18 protein-coding genes and 1 pseudogene are annotated in these 25,194 nt (G+C 49.2%); 7 read left to right on the top strand and 12 right to left on the bottom strand.

Annotated elements, in window-relative coordinates:
* A pseudogene (locus ACFMKP_RS05000) lies at window positions 1-4,049 on the bottom strand (hypothetical protein); the annotation flags it as partial.
* 598 nt (window positions 4,050-4,647) lie between these two features.
* Between ACFMKP_RS05000 and ACFMKP_RS04995 the strand changes: the two are divergent.
* Window positions 4,648-6,549, top strand: a complete 1,902-nt coding sequence (locus ACFMKP_RS04995) for a cellulase family glycosylhydrolase (protein ID WP_382289623.1) — start codon at window positions 4,648-4,650, stop codon at window positions 6,547-6,549.
* Window positions 6,550-6,815: 266 nt separating this feature from the next.
* Here the strand turns inward: ACFMKP_RS04995 and ACFMKP_RS04990 are convergent, their stop codons facing one another.
* From ACFMKP_RS04990 to ACFMKP_RS04975, 4 genes are read right to left on the bottom strand one after another with little or no spacing between them, the layout of a single operon-like run.
* Window positions 6,816-7,367: a sigma-70 family RNA polymerase sigma factor gene (locus ACFMKP_RS04990; protein ID WP_382289621.1), complete on the bottom strand. Its 552-nt coding sequence runs from the start codon at window positions 7,365-7,367 to the stop codon at window positions 6,816-6,818.
* Window positions 7,364-8,458 (bottom strand): flavin-containing monooxygenase, encoded by a 1,095-nt coding sequence (locus tag ACFMKP_RS04985; protein WP_382289619.1) that lies wholly within the window; start codon window positions 8,456-8,458, stop codon window positions 7,364-7,366. The genes ACFMKP_RS04990 and ACFMKP_RS04985 overlap by 4 nt, the downstream gene beginning before the upstream one ends.
* Entirely contained in the window at window positions 8,451-9,677 is a 1,227-nt protein-coding gene (locus ACFMKP_RS04980) for an MFS transporter (RefSeq protein ID WP_382289617.1), read from the bottom strand. Before ACFMKP_RS04980 ends, ACFMKP_RS04985 begins: the two co-directional genes overlap by 8 nt.
* Before the next feature lie 39 nt (window positions 9,678-9,716).
* Window positions 9,717-11,021 (bottom strand): NAD(P)-binding domain-containing protein, encoded by a 1,305-nt coding sequence (locus ACFMKP_RS04975; RefSeq protein WP_382289615.1) that lies wholly within the window; start codon window positions 11,019-11,021, stop codon window positions 9,717-9,719.
* A gap of 445 nt (window positions 11,022-11,466) precedes the next feature.
* Between ACFMKP_RS04975 and ACFMKP_RS04970 the strand changes: the two genes are divergently transcribed.
* Window positions 11,467-11,625: a hypothetical protein gene (locus ACFMKP_RS04970; RefSeq protein WP_382289613.1), complete on the top strand. Its 159-nt coding sequence runs from the start codon at window positions 11,467-11,469 to the stop codon at window positions 11,623-11,625.
* Window positions 11,626-12,089: 464 nt separating this feature from the next.
* On the opposite strand, the gene otsB is transcribed toward ACFMKP_RS04970, so the two are convergent.
* From otsB to ACFMKP_RS04945, 5 genes are all read right to left on the bottom strand, one after another.
* Window positions 12,090-12,908, bottom strand: a complete 819-nt coding sequence (gene otsB, locus ACFMKP_RS04965; protein ID WP_382289611.1) for a trehalose-phosphatase — start codon at window positions 12,906-12,908, stop codon at window positions 12,090-12,092.
* Complete coding sequence (gene treS / locus ACFMKP_RS04960; RefSeq protein WP_382289609.1) at window positions 12,889-14,535, bottom strand: maltose alpha-D-glucosyltransferase; 1,647 nt, start codon at window positions 14,533-14,535, stop codon at window positions 12,889-12,891. Before treS ends, otsB begins: the two co-directional genes overlap by 20 nt.
* 16 nt (window positions 14,536-14,551) lie before the next feature.
* The gene (locus tag ACFMKP_RS04955) at window positions 14,552-16,021 is read right to left on the bottom strand and encodes a trehalose-6-phosphate synthase (RefSeq protein ID WP_382289607.1); all 1,470 of its coding nucleotides are present in this window, start codon (window positions 16,019-16,021) and stop codon (window positions 14,552-14,554) included.
* Between the two features lie 347 nt (window positions 16,022-16,368).
* On the bottom strand, window positions 16,369-16,950 hold the full coding sequence (locus ACFMKP_RS04950; RefSeq protein ID WP_382289605.1) for an HDIG domain-containing metalloprotein: 582 nt from the start codon (window positions 16,948-16,950) through the stop codon (window positions 16,369-16,371).
* A gap of 189 nt (window positions 16,951-17,139) precedes the next feature.
* Window positions 17,140-17,391: a hypothetical protein gene (locus tag ACFMKP_RS04945; protein WP_054533626.1), complete on the bottom strand. Its 252-nt coding sequence runs from the start codon at window positions 17,389-17,391 to the stop codon at window positions 17,140-17,142.
* Between the two features lie 153 nt (window positions 17,392-17,544).
* Here ACFMKP_RS04945 and ACFMKP_RS04940 point away from each other — a divergent pair, with 153 nt between their 5' ends.
* A complete protein-coding gene (locus tag ACFMKP_RS04940) occupies window positions 17,545-18,750 on the top strand; it encodes a trehalase family glycosidase (RefSeq protein WP_382289603.1) in 1,206 nt (401 codons plus the stop codon).
* A gap of 141 nt (window positions 18,751-18,891) precedes the next feature.
* Here ACFMKP_RS04940 and ACFMKP_RS04935 read toward each other — a convergent pair whose 3' ends face one another.
* On the bottom strand, window positions 18,892-20,187 hold the full coding sequence (locus ACFMKP_RS04935; protein ID WP_382289601.1) for a M20/M25/M40 family metallo-hydrolase: 1,296 nt from the start codon (window positions 20,185-20,187) through the stop codon (window positions 18,892-18,894).
* Between the two features lie 297 nt (window positions 20,188-20,484).
* Between ACFMKP_RS04935 and ACFMKP_RS04930 the strand changes: the two genes are divergently transcribed.
* On the top strand, window positions 20,485-21,147 hold the full coding sequence (locus ACFMKP_RS04930; protein ID WP_382289599.1) for a hypothetical protein: 663 nt from the start codon (window positions 20,485-20,487) through the stop codon (window positions 21,145-21,147).
* Between the two features lie 31 nt (window positions 21,148-21,178).
* On the top strand, window positions 21,179-21,403 hold the full coding sequence (locus ACFMKP_RS04925; RefSeq protein WP_054533623.1) for a hypothetical protein: 225 nt from the start codon (window positions 21,179-21,181) through the stop codon (window positions 21,401-21,403).
* A gap of 159 nt (window positions 21,404-21,562) precedes the next feature.
* Here ACFMKP_RS04925 and ACFMKP_RS04920 read toward each other — a convergent pair whose 3' ends face one another.
* Window positions 21,563-22,153: a rhodanese-like domain-containing protein gene (locus ACFMKP_RS04920; protein WP_382289598.1), complete on the bottom strand. Its 591-nt coding sequence runs from the start codon at window positions 22,151-22,153 to the stop codon at window positions 21,563-21,565.
* Window positions 22,154-22,507: 354 nt separating this feature from the next.
* On the opposite strand from ACFMKP_RS04920, the gene ACFMKP_RS04915 reads away from it, so the two are divergent.
* Both ACFMKP_RS04915 and ACFMKP_RS04910 read left to right on the top strand, forming a co-directional pair.
* Window positions 22,508-24,145, top strand: coding sequence for a DHA2 family efflux MFS transporter permease subunit (locus ACFMKP_RS04915; RefSeq protein WP_382289596.1), 1,638 nt, complete (start codon window positions 22,508-22,510; stop codon window positions 24,143-24,145).
* Between the two features lie 176 nt (window positions 24,146-24,321).
* Window positions 24,322-25,167, top strand: a complete 846-nt coding sequence (locus tag ACFMKP_RS04910; RefSeq protein ID WP_382289594.1) for a substrate-binding periplasmic protein — start codon at window positions 24,322-24,324, stop codon at window positions 25,165-25,167.
* Window positions 25,168-25,194 lie beyond the last annotated feature (27 nt).

Below are 25,194 nucleotides of genomic sequence, written 5' to 3'. Positions count from 1 at the left end.
GTTGCAGTCGGTACACTCGTTGCCGTTGGTACCTCAGTCGCCGTTGCAGTCGGTACACTCGTTGCCGTTGGTACCTCAGTCGCCGTTGCAGTCGGTACACTCGTTGCCGTTGGTACCTCGGTCGCCGTTGCGGTCGGGACACTGGTTGCCGTTGGAACCTCAGTCGCGGTCGCCGTTGGCACGTCGGTTGCCGTCGCGGTCGGAACACTGGTTGCCGTTGGCACGTCGGTTGCCGTCGCGGTCGGAACACTGGTTGCCGTTGGCACGTCAGTCGCCGTCGCGGTCGGGACACTGGTCGCCGTTGGTACCTCAGTCGCGGTCGCCGTTGGCACGTCGGTTGCCGTTGCGGTCGGGATACTGGTCGCCGTTGGCACGTCAGTCGCCGTCGCGGTCGGAACACTGGTCGCCGTTGGCACGTCGGTTGCCGTTGCGGTCGGAACACTGGTTGCCGTTGGAACCTCAGTCGCGGTCGCTGTTGGAACCTCAGTCGCCGTTGCGGTCGGAACACTGGTTGCCGTTGGAACCTCAGTCGCGGTCGCTGTTGGAACCTCAGTCGCCGTTGCGGTCGGAACACTGGTTGCCGTTGGAACCTCAGTTGCGGTTGGCACAACGCTGGTTGCCGTTGGGACTTCGGTCGCCGTTGGCACTGGCGTATTAGTTGCCGCAGGTGCATCAAAGACTATTGGACTGGTACCGTTGGCAAATTCAGTTACATTATTGTAGCTGTCGTTATCAGGATTGCCAGCTGCCCCATCATCACCAGTAGCACTCAATGGATCAAGTCCATAGCTTACTTCCCAGCCATCGGGCAAGCTATCATTATCACTATCGCTATCGTTTGGATTAGTAGTATTACTATATTCGTCGGCGTTGGTCAAATCATCAGCATCTGGGTCACCAGCTGCACCATCATCACCAACTCCGCTCAATGGATCAAGCCCATTATCAACTTCCCAGCCATCGGGCAAACTATCGTTATCGCTGTCACTATCGTTTGGATTGGTGCCTGCGACAGCTTCAGCGCCATCATTCAAGCCATCGTTGTCACTATCGTTGTCATTGGGATTCGTACCATTTTGATATTCTTGCAAGTTGCTCGAATCATCAGCATCTGGGTCACCAGCTGCACCATCATCACCAATCCCGCTCAATGGATCAAGGTTGTTGTTGACTTCCCAGCCATCAGGCAAGCTGTCGTTATCGCTGTCATCATCGTTTGGATTCGTGCCTGCAACAGCTTCAGCGCCATCATTCAAGCCATCATCATCACTGTCATTGTCATTGGGATTCGTGCCATTTTGATATTCTTGCAAGTTGCTCGAATCATCAGCATCTGGGTCGCCAGCTGCACCATCATCGCCCATGTTGCTCAATGGATTCAGGCTATTATCAACTTCCCATCCATCAGGCAAGCCATCGCCATCGCTATCAGCATTATTTGGGTTGGTACCCAGGCTCGATTCTTCACCGTCGGTCAAGCCATCGTTGTCGCTATCATTATCATTTGGATTCGTGCCATTTTGATATTCTTGCAGGTTATTCGAGCCATCAGCATCAGGATCGCCAGCAGCACCATCATCACCAGTACCACTCAATGGATCGAGCCCATTATCGGTTTCCCAGCCATCAGGCAAACTATCGTTGTCAGTGTCACTGTCATTTGGATTTGTGCCAGCTGCGACCTCATCACCATCGTTTAAGCCATCGCTGTCGCTATCAGCAACCTGTGGATTGGTATCGTTGGCAAATTCATCGCCATTATCCAAGCCATCGTTATCAGGGTCGCCAGCAGCATCATTGGGATTCAATGGATTCAAGCCATTGTTCAATTCCCAGCCATCGGGCAAACCATCATCATCACTGTCGCTATCGTTTGGATTGGTGCCAGCAACAGCTTCAGCGCCGTCATTCAAGCCATCGTTATCGCTGTCATTATCATTTGGATCCGTGCCATTTTGATATTCTTGTAGGTTATTCGAGCCATCAGCATCCGGATCGCCTGCTGCGCCATCATCGCCAGCGCCGCTCAATGGATCAAGTCCATTATCATTTTCCCAGCCATCGGGCAAACCATCGCCGTCACTATCAGCGTTGTTCGGATTCGTGCCCAAAGTGGCTTCTTCGCCGTCAGTCAAGCCATCGTTATCGCTGTCGTTATCATTTGGGTTCGTCCCATTTTGATATTCTTGCAAGTTCGATGAGCCATCGGTATCGGGGTCGCCTGCTGCACCCTGGTTGCCAGTTGGATTCAAAGGATTCAGGCTATTGGTAACTTCCCAGCCATCGGGCAAGCCATCGCCATCACTATCAGGGTTATTCGGGTTGGTTCCCAACGCAACTTCAGCGCCATCAGCCAAGCCATCATTGTCGCTGTCATTATCGTTAGGATGGGTGCCAGCTGCATATTCTGCTGCATTATTCGAACCATCATTATCGGGGTCGCCGATTGCGCCGTTGTTCCCGGTGCTGTTCAATGGATTCAAGCCATGGTTGACTTCCCAGCCATCGGGCAAGGTATCGCCATCGCTATCAGCATTATTCGGGTTCGTGCCAGCGCTGGCTTCAGCGCCATCGGTCAAGCCGTCGTTGTCGCTATCATTATCATTGGGGTTCGTGCCATTTTGATATTCTTGCAAGTTGCTTGAGCTATCAGCATCAGGGTCGCCTGCTGCACCATTTGCGCCAGTATTGCTTAATGGATTGAGGCTGTTTGCAACTTCCCAACCATCGGGCAAGCCATCAGCATCACTATCAGGATTATTGGGATTCGTGCCCAAGGCTGCTTCCTGGCCATCCGTCAAGCTATCATTGTCGCTATCGTTGTCATTGGGATTCGTGCTATTTTGATATTCTTGCAAGTTGGTTGAGCCATCAGCGTCAGGGTCGCCTGAGCCACCTTGGTTGCCGCTTGCATTCAATGGATTGAGGCTGTTGGTAACTTCCCAGCCATCGGGTAAGCCATCAACATCACTATCGGTATTATTCGGATTCGTGCCAAGCGCTGCTTCAGCACCATCGTTTAACCCATCGCCATCAGTATCAGCATTTTTGGGATTGGTGCCTCGTTGATATTCTTGCAGGTTGGTTGAACCATCAGCGTCAGGGTCACCCGCTGCGCCATTTGCGCCGGTTGAACTCAATGGATTCAATGTGTAGGTCACTTCCCAACCATCGGGCAAGCCATCAGCATCACTATCGGGATTGTTCGGATTGGTGCCAGCGGTTGTTTCAGCGCCGTCATTCAAGCCATCGCCATCAGTATCAGCATTTTTGGGGTTAGTCGATTTTTGATATTCTTGCAAGTTGGTCGAGCCATCGCTATCAGGGTCGCCAGCTGCGCCATTCGCGCCAGTTGCATCGTTTGGATTGAGCGTATAGTTGACTTCCCAACCATCGGGCATACCATCACCATCAGTATCGGGGTTATTCGGGTTAGTCCCATTGACGATTTCTTGGCCATCATTCAAACCATCGTCGTCACTATCAGGATCGAGGGGGTTAGTGCCGTTAGTAATTTCATCACTATCATTCACCCCATCGTTATCGCTATCGGGGCGAAATGATTTCGCTGCAACTGCATCAATTTGATATGCAGTTAACAGTGAGGTAAAGCGGACATAGCGGTATGGAGTAGGTTTATTTGCATAGGTTACAGTGGTTGAATAAATCGAACCAAGTGATAAACCAATCAGATTTAATGGAGCCGAGGATATTACTTGGCGGCTACTATTGAGGAACTGAACATTTGGCGTGACTTGTACGCCGAGCCCAGCATAATAGACCACAAGGTCGCCAGTACCTTCTTCGTTTAAACCCATATCAAGGGTCAGATTTAAGCCAAGCGCACCAATAACCGTTGCAAGTGTACCATTGGGTGCGCCAACAGCATTAGTAGGATTAAGCATCAAACCACTAGAGCTTGAATCAACTGCATTCGCGTAAGGAGTCTCTCCAGCAGCTGCCGCAGAGCGTGCCATACCAAGATTAAGAACGACGATTAAGGCGAGTAAAAGCCGCCCATAATTGCGCTGAGACCGGAAGAAATTCATACGATTGCTCCTCTGAAATGGCTACATGTCGCGTTCAAAAATGCTGAAGTGCTAAGTAATTTGGGCTACCAGCTGCATCACAGTGGTTAATCGCTGCATTCGATAAAAATCAATCGTACCGATTAGGTAATGCAGCACAATAACTGGAACACTCAGACTTCAAAGCTACAAATATCAATCACATAGACCACAAGACACTGCATCAAATCATGGATGCTAGCATATCCATCACAAGCTTGTTGTTGATCAACTTTGATCGACGATCGGCAGAAAATGCAGCTACATCCTATACCATGCCAATTCAGATTTCGGTAATCTTTAGTCCTATATGCTTGAATTACCATGGTAATACAGGGGATGGGCTAGTACCACCTCTTGCTTAACCGTTATCACCCCAAACGGGGGTTTATAACCCCAAGAGGTGATATGCTTTTTATGGCTCAATTGCCCAAAATAGGGCTTCACAAATCAAAACTATTAATGTATTTTTAGAATTATGCATGAGGTTCTTGCGAACCCTGAGGAATCGGTCTCAATAATGAGCAAGCAGACGCGCAATCGCATCAACTAACATCAATTCAGCACGAAGGGACAACGTATGTCACAGAAACACCGTTCGTTTCGCACTAAGCTGGCCATGCTTAGCGGCCTCTTAGCGCTGGTTCTAGCTGGGCAACCTGCAAACACCAAGCCCACCGCCGCAGCCGCAGTTTGTGAGGTCACGTATACGATTTCGAATCAATGGGAGACTGGCTTTAACGCCAATGTAAGCGTTAAGAATCTTGGAATCGGTCTCAATAATTGGCAACTAAGCTGGGGTTTTGCTGGCAATCAGACAATTACGAATCTCTGGAATGGTACGCTCAACCAAACTGGGCCTAGTGTGAGCGTGGCAAATCCAGCATGGGCCGCTAGTTTGCCAAGCAATGGTACCGCTAGCTTTGGCTTTCAAGCGAGTTATAGTGGTACTAATGCATTGCCAACGGCATTTAAGCTCAATGGAGTTAATTGTGGCGATGATCAGCCCAATCCAACTACAACCAGCACTCTTGCTCCAACCACTCGGCCAGCAACCAGCACGCCAACAACTCCACCAAATACCACAATTCCCACATTAACTGGCACGCCAAAACCAACGAATACGGCGATTCCAACCACGCTTGCAACGGCCACTAGTACGCCACGACCAACCAATACGGCAATTCCAACCAGCATTGCCACGGCCACCAGCACGCCAATTGGTAATAGCAACAGCGACGATTGGTTGCATACCAACGGCAATCAAATTGTCGATAGTGCAGGTCGCCCTGTTTGGCTTACCGGAGTTAATTGGTTTGGATTTAACGCAACTGAACGAGTTTTTCATGGGTTGTGGTCGGCAAATCTCACCACAATGCTACAAAGCATCGCCCAGCGTGGCTTGAATATTATTCGCGTGCCAATCTCAACCGAATTAATTTTGGAGTGGAAGGCTGGGATTTTCAAAACGCCCAATGTCAACACCTATGCCAACCCTGAGTTAGAAGGCTTGACTTCGTTGCAAATTTTCGATCGTTTTGTGCTGCTTTCAAAGCAATTTGGCATCAAAGTAATGATCGATGTGCACAGTGCCGAGGCTGATAACGCTGGTCATTATGCTCCATTGTGGTACAAAGGCTCGATCACCAGCGAGCAGTTTTATCAGGCTTGGGAATGGATTACCGATCGTTACAAAAACGATGATACGGTTATCGCAATGGATATTAAGAACGAGCCACACGGCACTGCTCACGATAATCAAAGTAGCGGCCAATTTGCCAAATGGGATAATTCGAGCGACATCAATAATTGGAAATATGTCTGCGAAACTGCCAGCAAGCGCATTCTGGCTATCAATCCCAATGTGTTGGTGTTGTGCGAGGGCAACGAGGTTTACCCCAAAGCAGGAGCCAATTACAACTCAAATAATAAAAATGATTACTATTTCACCTGGTGGGGCGGTAATTTACGCGGCGTGCGCGATTATCCTGTCAATCTCGGAGCCAACCAAGATCAATTGGTCTATTCGCCGCATGATTATGGCCCATTGGTATTCAATCAATCATGGTTCTACCCTGGTTTTAGCAAAGAAACACTTTACAACGATGTTTGGCAACCCAATTGGTTCTTTATTCATGAAGAGAATATCGCACCCTTATTTATTGGCGAATGGGGTGGCTTTTTGGATGGCGGCGCAAACGAACAATGGATGAAAGCGCTGCGCGATTTGATCAAAGAGCACTATTTGCACCATACGTTTTGGGTGCTCAACCCCAACTCTGGCGATACTGGTGGCCTTTTGGGCTACGATTGGGCCACATGGGATGAGGCCAAATATGCGTTACTCAAGCCAGTATTATGGGCTGATCGCAATGGTAAATTTGTCAGCCTTGATCATCAAATTCCGCTTGGTGGCGCGGCAACTGGCACAACCATCACCACCTATTATCAACAAGCAAACCCACCCCCAACCAACCCCTAAGCAATCGTTTAAATAGTAAAAAGCCTTGACAACATAGTGTTGTCAAGGCTTTTTATGTTATGTCAATAAAAAGTTAGCAACAATCGCAGCAATCGTCTGAGCAGCAGGTTGCTTGTTCTTCTGCTGAGCAGCAGTCGTCGTTGTTCGATTGGGTGGGTTCGTTCGTTGCCATGAGTAGCCTCCTGTAAATAGTGTTGTAGCATGCGCTTTGAATCATTCACATGCGTTGTACTATTAAAGACGGTCAATTGGCAAAAGGACGCACATTAAACGAGTTGAATTGATTGCGGCTGTGGATAACAATCCAACACATGACCATCAGCATCGCGCTCAATCGCACAACATTGATCGAACAGCAGACGTAATTTCTGGCGCGCGCGTTGAACGCGAGATTTTGTTCCCGAAAATGACAAGCCCAATTCGAGGCTCAAGGCCTGTTGACTGATACCTTCAAAGGCTGTACGTTGCAAAACCAAGCGATCTTGGGCCGGCAAACGGGCCAACATATTCTGCACACACTGCTCAAAGCCAGCTAAAATTGGCGGTGTTTGTTGCGGTTCAGCCGCCAAATTTTCATCAAGCTCGCTGGTTTCGCGACGGCTACGATAGCGATCGATGAGTTTGCGACGGGCAATTTGCCACAACCAAGCCCGACTACGCTCAGGGTCGTGGAGTTGCTCGCGCTTGAGATAGGCAGCCAGAAAAATATCTTGCAACAAATCTTCGACCGCAGTCGGATCAGCCAAACGTGCGACGAGAAATCGACGGAGTGGCTCGGCTAAATTCAACCAAAGCTGATTCAAATCGAGCTGGTTCATTGCCACACCGCCCAACGACAACAACGAGTTGGTTGATGTGCGTGTGCTTGAATCTGGCGCACAACTCGGGCTGCATCAGCGCCAACGCCCCGCAAGGTTGCCGACGCGAAATTATATTGTTGCTCCAAGCCAACATAATACAGATTATCAACCATGGTGCTAACTCCAGCCTTGTGCAATGGCAAGCCAGCCTCATCCAAGGCATCGAGGTTTTGCAGATAGCCTAAAGCTGGCCGATAGCCAGTTGCAAATAACACGACATCAACTGGCTCGGGCTGCTCAGCGGCCCAAACAATCCCAGTTTCAGTAAAACGCTCGAACATGGCTCGGCGCTGCGGTTGATTTTGATTAATTTTTCTGCTATGCAGACCAGTATCGAGGACAATTCCCTGAGTGCGTTGCTGAATCCAGCGACCCAAACGGCTATCGAGTGCCAAGCGATCAAAGCCCGTCAGCCACCACCACCAATGCAGATCGCGTCCGGCAATCGTTTGGGCTTGAAAACGAATTGGCTGGCGGGTGGCAAGAGTTACGTTGGCAACCTCAGCAAGCTCAAGCGCAATTTGAATGGCCGAATTGCCAGCACCAACCACAATCACCCGTTTGCCAGCAAAATCATGTGGCGTGCGATAGCTAGCACTATGCAAAATCTGGCCTTGAAATAAACCTTGATCGGGTAATTGAGGCATCAAAGGCCGCGAAAATACTCCAGTTGCCGCAATAATCTGACCAGCTTGAAAAACCCGCCCATCATTGGTAAGCAGGCGAAAACCAGCTTGCTGGCGTTCGATAGTGCGAATTGATGTATTAGTTTGAATTGGCAATTTAAAATGCTCAGCGTAGTGCCGCAAATAGGCAACTACAGCATCGCGGTCGGGATAACTATCAGCAGGCGCAGAAAAATCGAGGCCCGGCAAGCTTGAAAACCGAGCAGGCGAAAAGAGCTTCAAACTCGCATAATAGGCTGGCCATGAGCCGCCAACCCTTGGCTGGGCCTCGAGAATTTGAAACGGCACCTTGGCTCGTTGCAGCCAATAGCCAGCAGCGAGACCAGCTTGGCCCGCGCCAATTACAATCGTTTGATTATGCATTGCTTGCACCTCGAATGAAGTAAATTGCTGCTGCGCTGATTAGACACATCAGCAACAATAAGCCAAAAAGTGGTTGATAACTATGCAATAGCGCCACCAACAAGCTGGCCAAAACCGGGGCCAACGCCCGCGCAGTTGTCGTCAGCAACGCTAAAGCTCCGCTGATGCTGGCATATTGGGCGCTGCCAAACACATCGGCCACCAAGGCTGCACGAGTTGGAGTCAACGCCCCAGAACCAGCGCCAAACAAGCAGGCAAAGAGCATTAAGCCCGCAACGCTTGGCACAGATAAGAAGATTGCAAAAGCCAAGCTTTGCACCAAACACAACATCCACGCTAATTGCGCTTGAGGCAAACGCCGCCCCACGCTGCCAATCAAAATCCGGCTGGGAATTTGCGACCCACCCAAGATTGCAACAGCCAAAGCCTGAATTTCTGGCGCATAGCCTTGGGCTTTAATCGCCGAGATTAAATGCACGCCAAGCGTAAATGTTGCCATCGTGGTCAGGCCAAATGCCAACGCTAACCACCAAAATGCGCCAGATCGTACAGCCTTGTTCAACGACATCGATGGTTGAATCGGCGGCGTAGATGTAGTGGCGGCCACTCGCAGCGGCGCACCATCGGGCAACAAGCCCAAGTCGGCAGGTTTGGCCCGCAGCACCAAGCCATGAAGCGGAATCGTGAGGATCGCCAAGCCACCAGCCAGCCAAAGCAAGACTTCGCGCCAAGCCATTGTGCTGAGCAAACGCGTGATTAAGGGCACATACACAACGCTCGCCAAACCACCACCAACCGTCAAAATGGTGAGCGCATGTTGGCGTTTGCGCTGAAACCATGTTGCGACGACGGCAAATGCTGGCTCATATAAAATTGCCGCCATCGCCACTCCCAAGCCAGCCCAAATCAGATACCAAGCCAAGAGCGTTTGGACATTGGCCCATGCCACAACCAAAACCGTTGCCAAACATGAGCCAAGCGTCATCAAACCACGTGCGCCGTGCTGATCAAGCCAGCGCCCAATTGGCAACGCAACAATCCCCGAAATAAACAGCGCTAACGAAAATCCGCCAGTAAAATGGGCCTGCGGCCAACCCAAATCCTGCTGCATCGGAGCCAAAAGCACGCTAAATGCGTAGTAAATCACGCCCCACGAAGTCATTTCGGTAAATCCTAGCGTGCTCACAATCCACCAGCCATAAAATGGGCTTTGCCGCATAACCAAATCCTTTTTACAATTGCTTGATAAGCAGCCATTCTACAACTGCAACAGAATCTCGCTGCGAGTTGGGGTTGTGCCACAACAGGCCTCGCCACCAAATTGGGTTTTACAAACTCCCGTTTCAGGCAAGACCAACTGCACGTCGCGAGCAGCTTGCCAATCGCCAACAATTGCTGCAACAACCGAGCGCACTTGCTCATAGCCTGTGCGCATCAAAAATGTTGGTGCACGACCATAGCTTTTCATGCCCACAATGTAGAAATTTGGCTCAGGATGGCGTAATTCTTCAGCGCCATGAGGGCGCACCGTGCCACAACTATGCTCATTTGGATCAATCAAGGGAGCCAAAACCCGTGGGCTTTCGACTGCTGAATCAAGCTCCAAACGTACTTCGCTGAGCATAGCCAAATCGGGGCGGAAGCCAGTTGTGGCAATTACTTGATCAAAGCCAGTCAGTTGCTGTGCGCCTGCATGCAAGCACAGTTGTTGATCAATTTGGCTAATTGCATCAATGCGAAAACCAGTAACCACCCTAAAGCGACCACTCGCCAGCAGTTGCTCAACCTGAGCACCTAAAACCCCGCGCTGGACCAACTGATCGTTTGCTCCGCCGCCATACAAGCCAGCATCAAGCTGTTCGCGCCGCATAATCCAAGTAATCGTTGTTGCCGGCGCTTGTTCAGCGAGGCTAGCCAAATCGAGCAGCGCATTAAAGGCCGAATGGCCACTGCCGACCACCGCCACCGAACGATTAGCATAGCGCGCCTGCTCGCTGCTCAAAATATCGGGAATGCCATAGTAAATTTGGGCAGCTGCATTCGCTTCGCCCAAGGCCGGCACACCTGCAGCACCCAAGGGATTTGGGCTGCGATAGGTTCCCGAGGCATCAATCACTGCTTTGGCATAGACTTGGCTGGTTTCGCCAGCAGTTTCAATTGTTAGCACAAATGGCGTAGTTGCCCGCCCTGCATTTTTCAATTTATCCAAACCCAAGCGCGTAATTGCCACAACCTTGCTATTGAGCCGAATCTGCGGTTCAATTTGGGGCAACTGAGCCAATGGCGCTAAATAATCGCGCACCAATTCAGCTCCAGTTGGAAAGTGGCTTAAATCGGGTGCTTGCCAACCTGTGGCAGTCAAAAGCTGTTCAGCCAGCGGATCAAGATTAAATTGCCAAGACGAAAATAAGCGCACATGGCCCCAAGTTTGCACCGAATCAGCCACCCGTGGGCCAGCCTCGAAAAGCAGCGGCGTTTGATTGCGCGCCACCAAATGTGCTGCCGCTGCCAAGCCAACAGGCCCCGACCCAATCACGGCCACTGGTAAATGGTCAAAATCCATCCAAAACCTCCCGAATAACGCTAGATTGAAAATTTTCAATATCCAAGCGAAACAAAAATCCACCCAAAATGATGGATTGAATTTTTTCGATAAGCGATTGCTGAAAATAGCCTGCACTTTAAGTTGCAAACCCATGTGCAATGGCTGGCGATTAGCGTAGCATAAAGATTGAAAAAAATCAATATAGAAATTGCAACCACCTGCTGATTGCTTCGTACCATGGCCTTGGATATAATAAACGCACTAAATCAGGAGAGAAGCAATGAAAATCTATCTTTCGCTCAACTGAATACCAGAGCTTAAGGCTACCCCAAGCCTCAAAAACGCCTGCTCTGGAAACAAGCCCTAAAAGCAAATCGTAAAAATAAAAGGGCTTGGCTATGCTGTGCTCTATGTGGGGATCATTACTGCAATATTACTTTTTCCAAAGCTCGATAGCCTTTGGATGGGAATGTTAGTGGGCGCAATCACTGGTGGAATTATCGGCTTAATCAGTAATGCCATTATTATTGCTGCAATTCGGCCAACTTTAGCCCGCTATCGTCGTGAGCTTGAGCAGGCTACTGCTCAAAATGATCATGATTATTTCGGGCCCCATGCTTAATTAATCTAAGCTCTATTAACAGGAAGAATAAGGAAAATTTATTGGTCGTATAATTCAGTTCCAGAATTGCAAGGACTTGATAAACATAAACAGCTTGATTTGCGCTATCGGGCAATTAAAGCTCATCGTTATAATCCCCGCTTATGGTTGGGTTTTCTAGCGATATTTGCGAGCTATATGGCACTATGAGCATTGATTTCATTTAATATTCCTTTTTCACTATTATTAACGCCAATTATTCAATTTGTGCTAATAATGTTATTTATATTCTGTTTTAATCAATATATTATTCGATTGATTCGGCCACATTTGCGTTTATATCGCACAGAATTAGATAAACCACGCTCAAACGATGATAATGATTATTTTGTACCACCTGCATTTTAATTACAAAAGCTCCAATCTGCAACCTGTTCTTAAACAAGTGTAGATTGGAGCTACCTGAATTGCGAATCTGGCAAGTGCTAGTTGTTTGTTGCTTGAACCTGAACCAGCCGCTGCTCAAGAATCCATTGCAGCACTTCGGCGGTCGAACCAACGCCATCGATACAAATATCGGCAGTTTCGGCCACCGATGGATGCGATTCTGGATTGATTACGCCAATCGCCACAGCTTGGCAGCCACGTTCGCGGGCCGCTGCAATCGCCCGAAAGCCATCAACATCGGTCAGATCATCGCCGAAGAAAATTGCCGCATCAAGTTTTTGCTCGTCGATCAGCCAGCCGACCGCGCTGCCTTTATGCCAACTGACTGGTGGCCGAACCTCGAAAATCATCAAGCCTTCGGTAATGATCAAATTGTGGGCGGAAGCTAATTCGCCCAACACTTTGCGCAACCAAGCCTCAGCAGCAACTTGATCGGTGGCCAAACGATAGTGCAAGGTTGCGGTGATGCCCTTGGATTCGAGCACAACCCCTTCTGGCAGCTCGTAGCGCTCCATTGCCACTACGAACTCGCGCACAGCAGCGCTAAACGGTTGGGCGGCAGGCACCAGCACACCGCCATCTTGGCCCCAAACTTCCAAGCCATGATTACCAATGTAGCGCATGGCTGGCAATTGCAACATGCGCTGCACGTCGCGGGCCGCCCGACCGGAAACCGCCGCCACTAAGGGCAAATGCTCCGATAACTGGCTCAAAGCGGCGCGGCATAACGGATCAACCGTCGCACCATCAGGCGTTGGCGCAATGCGGCTGATCGTGCCATCAATATCGGTGATCAATCCCAGTCGCTCGACGGCGATAATTGGTTGTAGGCATTGCTTAAGCGTCGTCGAGAGCAAGGCGCGCTCCTTCTAAGCGAAACCACATAAAGCCATGTGGCGCTAACGAGAGAAAATAGGGAGTCTCGGCAACCGCTGGAAATGGCGTTTCGCCAATCAATTCGACCAAGCGCATGCCCGCAAATTCAGCTAAATCAAGCTCAACTGGCTGAATAAAGCGCGAAAGATTGTTGACAATCAGCACAATTTGGTCGGAATAGCTGCGCAAATAGGCCAAAACCTTGCGATTTTGAGTTTCAAGAATGCGAATATCGCCACGGCCAAAGACCGAATAGCGCTTACGCACCCGAATCAGTCGCTTCATCCAATTCAGCAGCGACGATTGGACGCGCTCTTGGGCTTCGACGTTGATCGCTTGGTAGCCATAAACTGGATCGATAATTACTGGGCTATACAAACGGGCAAAATCGGCAGCTGAAAAGCCCGCATTACGGTCGCCATTCCACTGCATTGGCGTTCGTACGCCATTACGGTCGCCAAGATAAATATTATCGCCCATCCCAATTTCATCGCCATAATAAATAATTGGTGAGCCAGGCAAACTCAATAACATGCTATTCATTAATTCCATCCGTCGTCGAGCATTATCCATCAAGGGTGCTAAACGACGACGAATGCCGATATTGATTTTCATGCGCGGATCGGCTGCATATTCACGATACATATAATCACGTTCTTCATCAGTAACCATTTCGAGGGTTAATTCATCGTGATTACGTAAAAATGTTGCCCATTGGCAATTATCGGGAATTTTTGGCGTTTGGCGCACAATATCGATAATTGGCGTGCTATCTTCCTTGCGCAATGCCATAAACATACGTGGCATAACCGGAAAATTAAACGCCATATGAAATTCATCATCATCGCCAAAATAATGACGCACATCATCAGGCCATTGGTTTGCTTCAGCCAATAACACACAATTTGGATAATGTTCATCAACGAATTCACGCATCTTGCGCAAAACTGCATGAGTTTCGGGCAAATTTTCGCAGTTTGTGCCATCACGTTCGATCAAGTAGGGCACTGCATCGACACGGAAACCATCAACTCCACGATCAAGCCAAAAACGCATAATATTAAACATTTCTTCGAGTACAGCAGGATTTTCATAATTCAAATCGGGCTGATGGCTAAAGAAACGATGCCAATAATATGATTCTGAGAGATCATCCCACGCCCAGTTTGAGCGTTCAGTATCGGTGAAAATAATCCGCGCATCGCGATAGAGTTGATTGTTATCGCTCCAAACATAATAATCACGATACGGAGAATCAGGTTGGCGCGAAGCTTGGAACCATGGATGTTGATCCGAAGTATGATTAACCACAAGGTCAATCATCACTCGTAAACCACGGGAATGGGCTGCTTCGAAAAAAGTAACTACATCTTCCATTGTGCCATAACTAGGATGCACATTACAATAATCAGCTACGTCATAACCATCATCTTTGCCAGGCGATGGATAGAACGGCAACAACCATAAACAATCGACCCCTAAACTTTGCAAATAATCCAAGCGCGAAATTAGGCCGCGAAAATCGCCATTACCATCGCCATTACTATCTTGAAAAGCTCGTACATGCAATTCGTAAAAGATTGCATCTTTATACCAATCGTTCTGCATATAACTCCTTTAGTAGCTAGCGTGCTTCCAAACCTGAGGCTTGTTCAACCGACTCTGAACGCTTAACATTGGCTGCTTGCAAAAAGGTATCAACCCACCAGTAAATATCATATTGATTGATTGAATGACGTAATTTACTAATGTGTTCCATTCGTTCAGCACGCGGCATTGTGACTGCATTATAAATTGCTTGGGCCGTGCCGGTAAGATCATATGGATTAACCGTCAATGAATGTTCAGATAGTTGCATTGCAGCGCCAGCAAATTCGCTAAGGATCAGCACGCCATCATCGGGGCCGCAAACCGCATATTCCTTTGCTACAAGATTCATGCCATCCTTTAATGGCGTGATTAATGCAGCATGAGCAGCGCGATAATAGGCTAATAATTCTTCACGGGGCAACGAACGATAGATATAATGAATCGGAACCCAGCCAATTTTGGTATATTTGCCATTAATTTCGCTCACCAATTGCTGAATTGTTTGCTTCAAATCGGCATATTCGCTAATATCTTCGCGACTTGGCACCACTACTTGGGTTAATGAAATTGCTTGCTGAAGTTCAGGGTAGGTTTCGAGCAAGGTACTGAATGCTTGCAAGCGTTCTGGAATGCCTTTGGTATAATCCAAACGATCAACGCCAAGAATTAATTTACGCGCTGGAAACGATTCGCGAATTTGGCCATACAAGCTATCAACATCTTGGGTGTGTGAAGCAGCGCGAAATTCGTGCGGATCGATGCTAATTGGAAAAAAGCCAACTTTGGTTGGATTGCGATCGGCGTGCAAAATTAATGGATATTCGCCAGAACGATCAATCTCAGCATCGGGCAATAATGCTTCAACACAAATCAAAAAATTATTCAAATCGCGATTCGTCTGGAAGCCAAGTAAATCATATTCCAGCAAGCCATTGAGAATTTGCTCGCGCCATGGCAATTTGAGAAAAATATCGATATGCGGAAAGGGAATATGTAAAAAGAAGCCAATATGGGCATCGATGCCAAGTTGGCGTAATTCACAGGCTACATTAATCAATTGATAATCTTGAACCCAAATATAAGTATCATCACGATAATGTTCGGCGATAGTTTCAGCATATTTACGATTAACTTGCTCATAGGTTGTCCAATAACTTGGGTCGAAATTACAGCGTGATTGTAAATCGTGAAATAATGGCCAAATAATTTCGTTGGAAAAGCCCAAATAAAACTTTTCCTGTTCTTCTTGGCTCAAGTGAATCGCATGCATATGATAACCAATTGAATTTGTTGCATCTTCGAGCAATTGATCAACCGTCTGATCAGCATCATTGGTTCCCGACCAGCCGATCCACGTTCCGCGGGCTTGACGCAAAATTGGGTCAAGCGCAGTGACCAAACCACCAGAGGCAGGTTTGAGCATCGGCGTGCCATTGGGTTGCTCAGCGATTGTAATCGGCAGGCGATTAGAAACAATCATCAGACGATTCGGTAACTCTTGCATGATTTGCCATCCTTCTAAAAACACAGCACTACTATCAATACTATCAATCCACAGCAAAATACGCAGCAATACAGCAGTATTGCAGGCAAATACAGCACAGCGTTGAGCAGATACTTAGGTTGATTAGCAGGGATAGTGCCAGAAATAGCAGGAATTTCGTGGGTTAAGCGGAGCGTTTAAGCGATTAGAATGGGCTATTTCGTGGTTTAAACACAAGCGTATACTGCAATCCAATGTTCATTGATGTTCAAAGATTTAACATTTGTAACCACGAAGAGCACGAAGCAACACGAAGTTAAGGATTCCAATTTAGCGATTCTTCGCGTTCTTCGCGGTTACGTTGAAAGTTAAATCCCATTCAAACCCAGGGCGACCGCATTGCCGCGCAGAGCCATAATCACTTCCTCGATCAAGGTTTCGAGCGGTACGTCAAGTTCTTGCGCGCCGCGCAGAATATCTTCGCGATTGACGGCGCGGGCAAAGGCTTTATCCTTCATTTTCTTCTTGACCGAGCTGACTTCAACGCTATGTACGCTTTTATCGGGCCGCACCAAAGCCACGGCAGTGACAAAACCAGAGAGTTCATCGACCGCATAAAGGGTTTTTTCCATAGGCGTGATCCGCTCAACATGGCAATAATCGGCATGTGATAAAATAGCGCGACAAATCTCCTCGCTCCAGCCGAGTTCACGGAGCACCCGCACTGCTTCGGAGGGATGTTCGGCTGTAGGAGATTGGGCAGCATTGGGAAAACGCTCATAATCGAGGTCGTGAATCAGGCCAACAGTTGCCCAAAGCTCGGCATCAGCCTGTTGACGTTGCGCCATATGACGCATGGAGGTAGAAACCGCGAGGCAGTGTTTGCGCAGGCTTTCACTTTGGACCCACTCAGCAAGCAACGCTTCGGCGGCAGCATAACTATTCAACATACAGATCTCCTAAAAATAGCGAGCAAATTGGAGCACATTGCGGGAGCTAAAAAGCAAAGAACACAGAACCAACTCGTTCTATGTTCTTCTTGTATCCATCGCTCCAGCCATATCCACGCAAATGAAACACGAGGCACTGGAAAACGCATTTGGGGTTATAGATGGGTCATTGGCTTTGCCAGCAAAGGTTTATAAGCCTTCGCCATCAAGCCATGCTTGAACCGCAGCATCATCAGCGCCGGTCTGACCACCTGAGATATAGCGAAAACGTTCGCCATAACCTTCCATAATATCGTTGCGCTTTGCTTCGGTATCAGCGTCGGAAGCCGTGTCATCAATGCTGATAACACTACCCGACTCAAGATCGAGATAACAACTAATCGTCGTATCGGCGGTGCGCAAGGCCTCCAGAATTTGTGCGCGGTCAATGGGCGCAGCCATGGTTGAGTCCTCCTAAGGGTTAGTTGAACGTCGTGGTTCAAACATAGCTTAACATACAAACGTGCCCCAAACGGAACAATGGAGCGCGGTAGTACGTGCGGCATCGCGATCATACTACAGCACACGGTAGAAGTCAAAAAGAACAGGAAGCGTATGCGACAGCCTGCAATCACGCAGTACATCGATACTTATTGGGACAAACTTGTTCGTCAACAGCCGGAAGATCAAAAAACCTTAATTGGCTTGCCCCATACGTTTATGGTGCCAACCCACGACCCAACCTTCCAAGAAATGTTTTATTGGGATAGTTTCTTTATTGCCTTGGGCTTGGGTGGCACACGCTACGAAGCGGCAATTGTGGGCATGGTTGAAAATATGGCCTATCTCTACCAACGCTTTGGAGTGATTCCCAACGCCAGCCGCTATTATTTTCTTTCGCGCAGCCAACCACCGTTTTTCACTCAATTGATTTGGCTGGCCTACCAAACGAAGGTGGCAGCAGGCGATACCGATTGTGCGACGTGGCTGCAAACCATGATGGCGTTGGCAGAGCAAGAGCATGCTAGTGTTTGGTTGGCAACTGCCCACCCGCATCAACGCCAAGTGCATCGCGGCTTGTCGCGCTATTTTGATATTAATTATCTTGATACCCTCGCCTGTTGTGAAAGCGGCTGGGATCATTCGACCCGCTGCAATGGCCAGTGGATGAGCCATTTGCCTGTTGATTTGAATAGCATTTTGTATCTGCGCGAATGTGATTTTGCCCAAGCTGCCCATTTGCGCGGCGATCAAGCAGCGGCTGAGCAATGGCAAGCCCGCGCCGCCGAACGCGCCGCGACCATGCAGGAAGTATTTTGGGATGCAGCCAGCGGCTTTTTCTACGATTACAATTATCTCAACGAAGAGCCTGATTTGGAAAACCCCTCGTTGGCTGGTTTTTACGCACTGTGGGCTGGTTGGGCAAGCGAAGACCAAGCAGCGCAAGTAGTTGAACAATGGCTGCCCCAATTTATGCGCACTGGTGGGTTGGTTACGACGCTCAAAACCCATTCAAGCTATCAATGGGCTAGCCCGAATGGCTGGGCACCCTTGCAATGGATTGTGGTTGAAGGTTTGCTACGCTATGGCTATCAACAAGAAGCGCGCGAGGTGATGCAAGCGTGGTGCTCGCTCAACGAAACAGTTTTTGAGCGCACCAACACCATGTGGGAAAAATATAACGTGGTTGATCCAGCAGGCGATGTTGAAGGTGGCAAATATGGCTCGTTGCCAGGCTTTGGCTGGTCGAATGCAGTTTATCTCGATTTCAAGCGCCGCTTAGATCAAACGACCCTTGAACGTTGGCAACTTGGCGGGTAATGAGATTCCCTTGCCCCAACCCCTCGTCCGTGACGCGGGCGAGGGGCTTTTGGTTCCGTGGCTCCCCCTCGCCCGCATTTTCGTGGGAGAGGGGGCTGGGGGGTGAGGGGACGTACTTAATCCAACACGCGCTGTACCAAGCTAGCCAACATTATTGATCAAATACTCGATCAAGCGTGCCATCGAGGTTAGGTCGGCCAAAGCCACGTGTTCATTAATCACCCGTACATTGCTATCGGGGCGCTGAATGCCCATGGCGACTGCTGGCACATTCATGCCTGCGGTAAAGAAATGTAAAGGCACTGAGAATGGCGCAAGCGGCACAACTTGCGGAGTAGCGCCATAGACTTGCTCAACTGCGGTTGCCAAGGTATTTAATAGGGGCGTGCTAAGTGCATTCATAGCTGGTGGGTAAGCACCTTTAACAATTTCCAAATGCACATCGTGGAAATCAGCGCTATTTAAATGCTCGCGCAACAAACGCACAACTTCGGTTGGCCGCTGTTCGGGCACAAGGCTAAAATCAAGCAGCACTTCGGCACTGGCTGGAATGGTTGGCGGCGGGCTATGGCCAGTATCAACAGTTAATTCGGCAACATTACAGGTGGGATTGAAGGTTTCGGCGCGGGCTAGGCCAGCACCACTCATGCCGAATAAGAATTGATCCATGCCCCATGCTTTGAGCCGCGTTGCTTCATCAAGCTGCAAACCACGGGTCAGCTTATTGGCTTCACGTGAAGGTGGCACAACCGCATCGTAAAAACCATCGATTGTCACTTCTTCACTATCGTTTTTGATGCGATTAACGGCCCAGAGAATGCGCCACGCAGGATTTGGCACGCTGGTCGCCATATCTGCGCCAATCGGAATTTTGGCTCCCTCAGCGCGTAAACGCACCAACAAACGCCCACGCGCCCCAGCATACAAATAGGGCAAGCGCATATGATCAAGCGTGCCACCATAGCCCATAACTAAATCGGCAGTTAAATTATTGGCTTGATCGGCAATCAAATTGGCCAACGATGGGCTACCACTCAGGCCATCGCCTTCAATTAAAAAGGTAATCCCAACTGGCAGCTCGCCAGTTTCGGCCAAAATATGAGCCACTGCGGCAATCCGCGCCGCCAAATTGCCTTTATCGCTGGCAACGCCACGCCCGTACAACAGGCCTTCGCGCTCAGCCAGCGTAAATGGTTCATGAAACCAATCGCGCCAAACGCCAGTTGGCATCACATCGTAGTGATTGAAAAAGAGCAAGCGTTGCGCGCTTTTGCCAGTCCGATGGGCTAAAATAATCGGCGCACCTTCTGTCGGGTGAACGCTAACCTGAAAACCAAGGCCACGCAGAAGATCAGCAATTGGCGGCGCAGCGTGTTCTAAGGCCGGTTCGTCGCCAGTAACACTTGGTAAGGCTACCAAGGCACGGACATAATGCAAAATTAGGTCATCGAGAGTGGATAGGGGAGCAACCACGGAGCTTCCTCGCAATCGCACGCCGAACAATATCAAGCGGGTATCTTTATTATAACGGATAACCGCCAAGCCAAAACGACAATCGCTAGCAGACTTTCGCCCAATCAGCGCATGTCAATAGCGAAGTTCAGCCATGGGTAAGCCAATTCAGCCAAAATTGCTCCCGTGCAAGGCTAAATTCAGACAAAAAATCCCACTAGCTTATAGATAGCGAGGCTTGATAGGTTTTACTGTGGTTTAATTGTTGCTGTGAGGATAGCCATGATCGAGCTTAAATTAGCCAATCGCCACCGCCTTGTGACAACCAGTGCGCAGATTCAGATTCGCCCATTGCATTCATTTGCAGAATTCAAGCAGGTGTTGGATTTACGCTATCGCGGCTACGGGTACTTTGCTACGCCCGCCCAAGCGCTGGATGCGCTCGATTTGGCTGAGCATAGTTTAATTTTGGTGGCCGAGTTAGCCAAGCGCGGAATTGTGGGCACGTTGCGGCTGCTTGATGGTAGGTATGGCCCAATTGAGCTTGAGCAATTTGTGCCGATTGCTACGATTCCCCAGTTGCATCAACGCTCGTTTATTGAAGCAACCCGCTTTACGATTCGTCATTGTCGCGAATTATTGGCCGTCAAATTACTTTTATGTAAAGCTTTATGGATGTATAGCCTGCAACAAGGCCATGAGTATCTGGTAATTTCTTCGACCCAACGCTTGGCAGCGTTTTATCGCATGCTGCTGTTTGAGGATGTTGGCACTGCGGGCGTATATCGACACCCAAGATTAGGCCAAAGCGAACATCGCATGTTTCTGTTGCCAGTGCAGACGGCGCTTGAGCGCTATCACGCCGCCCAACACCCGCTCTATAAATTTATGCACCAGCCGCAACCAAATATTCGGCTTAAGCCAAGCAATACTCGTTATAATTAATCGTCCTTGATTCAACTTAGTGGAGTAACTCATGATTCTTTCGGGAACCCGCCCAGCGGTCATTCATAGCGTCCAAGCGGTGAGCTTACATGGCAGCGTTTTTTATGATGTGATGTTTGCCCACGATGAACAACCTGAGCGTTTGATCAAAGCGCGGCTAGGCAGCGAAGTGATGTATGCCAATCCGCAAGCTGGCGATCTGGTAACGATTAGCTACCTGATGAATATGCCAACCCAAGTCAGCAAACGCGATTAGCAAGAAAAATCCCCTCACCCCAACCCCTCTCCCATCTGCTGGGCGAGGGGCTTTAACCGCATAGTGCTTGCGCAATTCATCGGCAAAAAACAGTCGGCCCCTCGTCTGCATTCAGTGGGCGAGGGGGTTTGTGGAATAAGGGAATGCCAATTATTAACATCAACCGTTGACCAAGCCATTGTGTTCAAGCAAACCAGTTTCGGCAACAGCTTGCGGCGCAGTAGTTGGCAGGCGGTTGTAGGGCAATTTACTCAGCAGCGTACCCATTGCACAGGTGTCGGTCAGCGCCGAAAAAGTTAATCCTGCGCCGATCCCAGCGGCAACCCAGCGCAAACGCGGCCAAACCAGGCTGCCAAGCATGCTTCCTAAGACAATTCCGCCAGCTACGCCGCACACTTGGCGCTCCAACGCCCAGCGTTGCCGACCACGTGTAACCGTTTCGCCAGCGGCCAGCCACGCCTGAATGCCACCAGCGAGAATATGTAAACTTGGCAAATCGATGTGCTGTAAGATATTTGCTGCTTGCTGCGAACGCTGCCCACTCCGGCAAACTAAAACAACTGGGGCTTTGAGGGTTGCGCTCAGCTCTTGAGCTTGCTGTTCAAGCTGATCAAGCGGCACATGCAGGCTGCCAGCAATATGCAGGTTTTCAAATTCGGCGGCAGTGCGCACATCAAGCAACACCAGATCGTTGCCAGCTTGCAGTTGCTGCTTAACGGCTTCAACCGTGAGGATAAATGCTAATTCCATGCCCACAACTCCATGGTTACAAAAAAAGTCGTTAGGCACTCTCATTGCAGATTTGCGCTGCGGCGGTTTTAAAGAAGATTTTTGGGCTTGACTATGCTTTGGTTGAGTGGGACAAGCATAAGGCTCTTTGTTTAGTATAACCCAACTTTATCGTTATGCCAGCTCTATGCTCTTTGTTCTATGCTTTATATTATGGCTTGACAAACAAATTTTTCGGCGTACCATTTGCTTAGTTAGATTAACTAAGCAAATAGTTGCAATCTATCAGCAGTAGTTTGCATGGTCGCAAGCACCCACAGACTGCTGTTTTTTTGATGTGGACGAATTTAGACAGGCTAATTGCGAGGGTATTTCATGGCAGCGACAGCACAAGATTCAGAGCAATCACCAAAAGGTGGCTTAGACTACAAATGGAAGGTATTAATTTCGGTAATATTCGGGATCTTCATGGTGATTCTGGATACGACTGTCGTTAACGTGGCATTTCGCACCGTGCAGCAAGATCTCGGGGCCACGATTAACGAAGCTCAATGGATTTTGAGCATTTATGTGTTGATGTTGGGGATTAGCACGCCAATTTCGGGCTACATGGCCGATCGTTTTGGCCTCAAACGCACCTATGTAATAGGGCTTTCGATCTTTGTGCTTGGCTCGTTTTTGTGTGGGGTTGCGCCAACGATTGAAACCCTCGTGATTGCGCGGGCAATTCAAGGGCTTGGCGGTGGTTTATCGACTCCGCTTGGTACAGCCTTTATCTATGGCGCGTTTCCGCCCAACGAGCGCGGCAAAGCACTTGGGGTATTTGGGATTGCCATGGTGCTCGGGCCAGCATTGGGGCCAATTTTAGGTGGCTTGTTAGTTGATAACGATCTCTGGCGCTGGATCTTTTTCATCAATGTGCCAATTGGCGTGCTGGGCGTAAGTTTGGCAGTGCGCTGGCTCAAGCCAACTCCGCCAACGGGCAAACCCAAACTCGACGTTTTGGGCTTGATCACCTCAACCGTTGGTTTTGGTTCAGTGCTCTACGCCGCCACGATTGCCGCCGAACAAGGCTGGGATTCGGGCAATGTAACAATGTGGTTTATCGTCGGTGGCATTAGTTTGCTCTTGTTTGGCTTAATCGAATTATTCGTTGCCAAAGAGCCATTGCTTGATTTACGCTTATTCAAGAAGCCGACCTTTACCATGGCCAATTTGGTTGGCTGGGTCAGCGTCTTGGCCTTGTTTGGCGCAGAGTTTTTGTTGCCCTTGTATCTGCAAGTGTTGCGGGGCCGCACTGCCTTAGAAACTGGCTTTATCTTGTTGCCCTTGGCCGTAGCCGCTGGTTTTGCCACACCGACCGCTGGCCGCTTGTACGATAAAATTGGCCCCCGCCCGTTGATCGTCACTGGCTATGCGATTTTGATTTTGAATACCTGGCAACTTTCTCAACTTCAAGCAGATACCTCAATTGGCTGGATTATGTTCTTGTTGGCCTTGCGGGGCTTGGCGCTGGGTATGACCGTTCAAACAACCTTCGTCACAGCACTTTCGGATGTTGAGTTGCCCAAAGTACCGCGTGGCTCAGCCTTGATCAATGCCACGCGCCAAGTCATTCAATCGATTGGCGTGGCAGTGTTGGCAACGATTCTGGCGAGCACAACCTCGGTTGCAACCAAAGAATTTCAAGAACAATCGCAAGCCCGAGCTGCTGAAAATGCTCAGGCCGGAATTCATACGCCAGCCTTTGGCTTGTGCGAAACGCCAGGCGTTGATCCGGCCAACAATTTGCCAGCAGGCGTGGCGCAAGCGCCAGCTGAGGTGCAAAACCAAGTTCGCAGTAGCATTCAAACTGCTTGTGCTGAACAAGTTGCTGGCTTCGAAAAAACCTATCACTTTACCTTCTATGTAGCAATGCTAGCGCTATTCCTTGGCTTATTCTTACCTGGTTGGCCGGGCAAATGGTCTGGTCGAGGTGACAATGGGGCAGGCGCAGCAGCTGCTAGCCATTAGTTCTTACAACAATAAACATTAACGCAGCGGCGCAGAGGATTATTTTAACTCTGCGTCGCTGCGTTAATTACATTCACTGCATAAAGCCTAATTAATAACATTTTTGACCTAAAACTTGTAAACCAAGCCAGCCATTGAGAGTATAATACCAACTCTATATCAGGAGGAACTTGCAGATGAAACGCCTCAATCTTGTGGCTCTGTTGAGCTTACTGTTGGTCGTGATGGGAGCGTGTGGCTCAGAAGCAGCAACCCCAACGACGGTGCCAACAACTGGCTCAACCACCGGTTCAACCACGGCTCCCGTAGCTGGCAAAATCGACCTCGCTGGCCGCGAAGTAACCATCGCCGTCGAAAACTTGTACCCACCATTCAACTACATCAATCCCCAAACGGGCAAAGGCGAAGGCTGGGATTACGACGCGTGGAATGCGATTTGTGCCGAATTAAACTGTAAACCAGTTTACAAAGAAGCTTCATGGGAAGGCATGATCCAAGCGGTCAGCGCTGGTCAATTCGACGCTGCTGCCGACGGGATTACGATTACCCCTGAACGGGCCGAACAAGTGGCCTTCTCCGATGGCTATATTCAAATTAGCCAACGCTTGTTGGTACGCAGCGACGAAACCCGCTTCGCCAGCATGGATGAATTCGCCAAAACCGAATTCCGTTTAGGCACCCAAACTGGCACCAGCAACTATGAAACCGCCAAAGGCTTATTGCCAGAAGCCCGCATCCAAGGGTTTGAAACCTTCCCATTTGCCGTTGCTGCCTTGATTAACGGCGACGTTGACGCGGTAATTATGGACGAAACCGCTGGCCAAGGCTATGTTGGCAACAACAGCGACCAATTGAAGTTGGTTGGCGACCCAATCAAGAGCGATCAATTGGGCTTCATTTTCCCCAAAAACAGCGATTTGGTTGCGCCAGTTAATGCAGCCCTCAAAACGCTGCGCGAAAACGGCAAATTGGCCGAGCTTGAAAAGAAATATTTCAGCGCCGATTTCAAATTGCCCGAATAAGCGACTTTAACGCTTCAGTGGTGTGGC

Source organism: Herpetosiphon sp. NSE202, assembly GCF_042688385.1.
GTDB lineage: Bacteria > Chloroflexota > Chloroflexia > Chloroflexales > Herpetosiphonaceae > Herpetosiphon.
The sequence above is the reverse complement of the archived record's forward strand: the minus strand, read 5'-3'. Positions and strand labels throughout refer to the sequence as shown.

Bases quoted from the DNA above. Each gene is read 5' to 3' on its own strand.
- ACFMKP_RS04995 (WP_382289623.1), top strand. From the start codon at position 4,648: ATGTCACAGAAACACCGTTCGTTTCGCACTAAGCTGGCCATGCTTAGC.
- ACFMKP_RS04990 (WP_382289621.1), bottom strand. From the start codon at position 7,367: ATGAACCAGCTCGATTTGAATCAGCTTTGGTTGAATTTAGCCGAGCCA.
- ACFMKP_RS04985 (WP_382289619.1), bottom strand. From the start codon at position 8,458: ATGCATAATCAAACGATTGTAATTGGCGCGGGCCAAGCTGGTCTCGCT.
- ACFMKP_RS04980 (WP_382289617.1), bottom strand. From the start codon at position 9,677: ATGCGGCAAAGCCCATTTTATGGCTGGTGGATTGTGAGCACGCTAGGA.
- ACFMKP_RS04975 (WP_382289615.1), bottom strand. From the start codon at position 11,021: ATGGATTTTGACCATTTACCAGTGGCCGTGATTGGGTCGGGGCCTGTT.
- ACFMKP_RS04970 (WP_382289613.1), top strand. From the start codon at position 11,467: ATGGGAATGTTAGTGGGCGCAATCACTGGTGGAATTATCGGCTTAATC.
- treS (WP_382289609.1), bottom strand. From the start codon at position 14,535: ATGCAGAACGATTGGTATAAAGATGCAATCTTTTACGAATTGCATGTA.
- ACFMKP_RS04955 (WP_382289607.1), bottom strand. From the start codon at position 16,021: ATGCAAGAGTTACCGAATCGTCTGATGATTGTTTCTAATCGCCTGCCG.
- ACFMKP_RS04950 (WP_382289605.1), bottom strand. From the start codon at position 16,950: ATGTTGAATAGTTATGCTGCCGCCGAAGCGTTGCTTGCTGAGTGGGTC.
- ACFMKP_RS04945 (WP_054533626.1), bottom strand. From the start codon at position 17,391: ATGGCTGCGCCCATTGACCGCGCACAAATTCTGGAGGCCTTGCGCACC.
- ACFMKP_RS04940 (WP_382289603.1), top strand. From the start codon at position 17,545: ATGCGACAGCCTGCAATCACGCAGTACATCGATACTTATTGGGACAAA.
- ACFMKP_RS04930 (WP_382289599.1), top strand. From the start codon at position 20,485: ATGATCGAGCTTAAATTAGCCAATCGCCACCGCCTTGTGACAACCAGT.
- ACFMKP_RS04925 (WP_054533623.1), top strand. From the start codon at position 21,179: ATGATTCTTTCGGGAACCCGCCCAGCGGTCATTCATAGCGTCCAAGCG.
- ACFMKP_RS04920 (WP_382289598.1), bottom strand. From the start codon at position 22,153: ATGGAATTAGCATTTATCCTCACGGTTGAAGCCGTTAAGCAGCAACTG.
- ACFMKP_RS04915 (WP_382289596.1), top strand. From the start codon at position 22,508: ATGGCAGCGACAGCACAAGATTCAGAGCAATCACCAAAAGGTGGCTTA.
- ACFMKP_RS04910 (WP_382289594.1), top strand. From the start codon at position 24,322: ATGAAACGCCTCAATCTTGTGGCTCTGTTGAGCTTACTGTTGGTCGTG.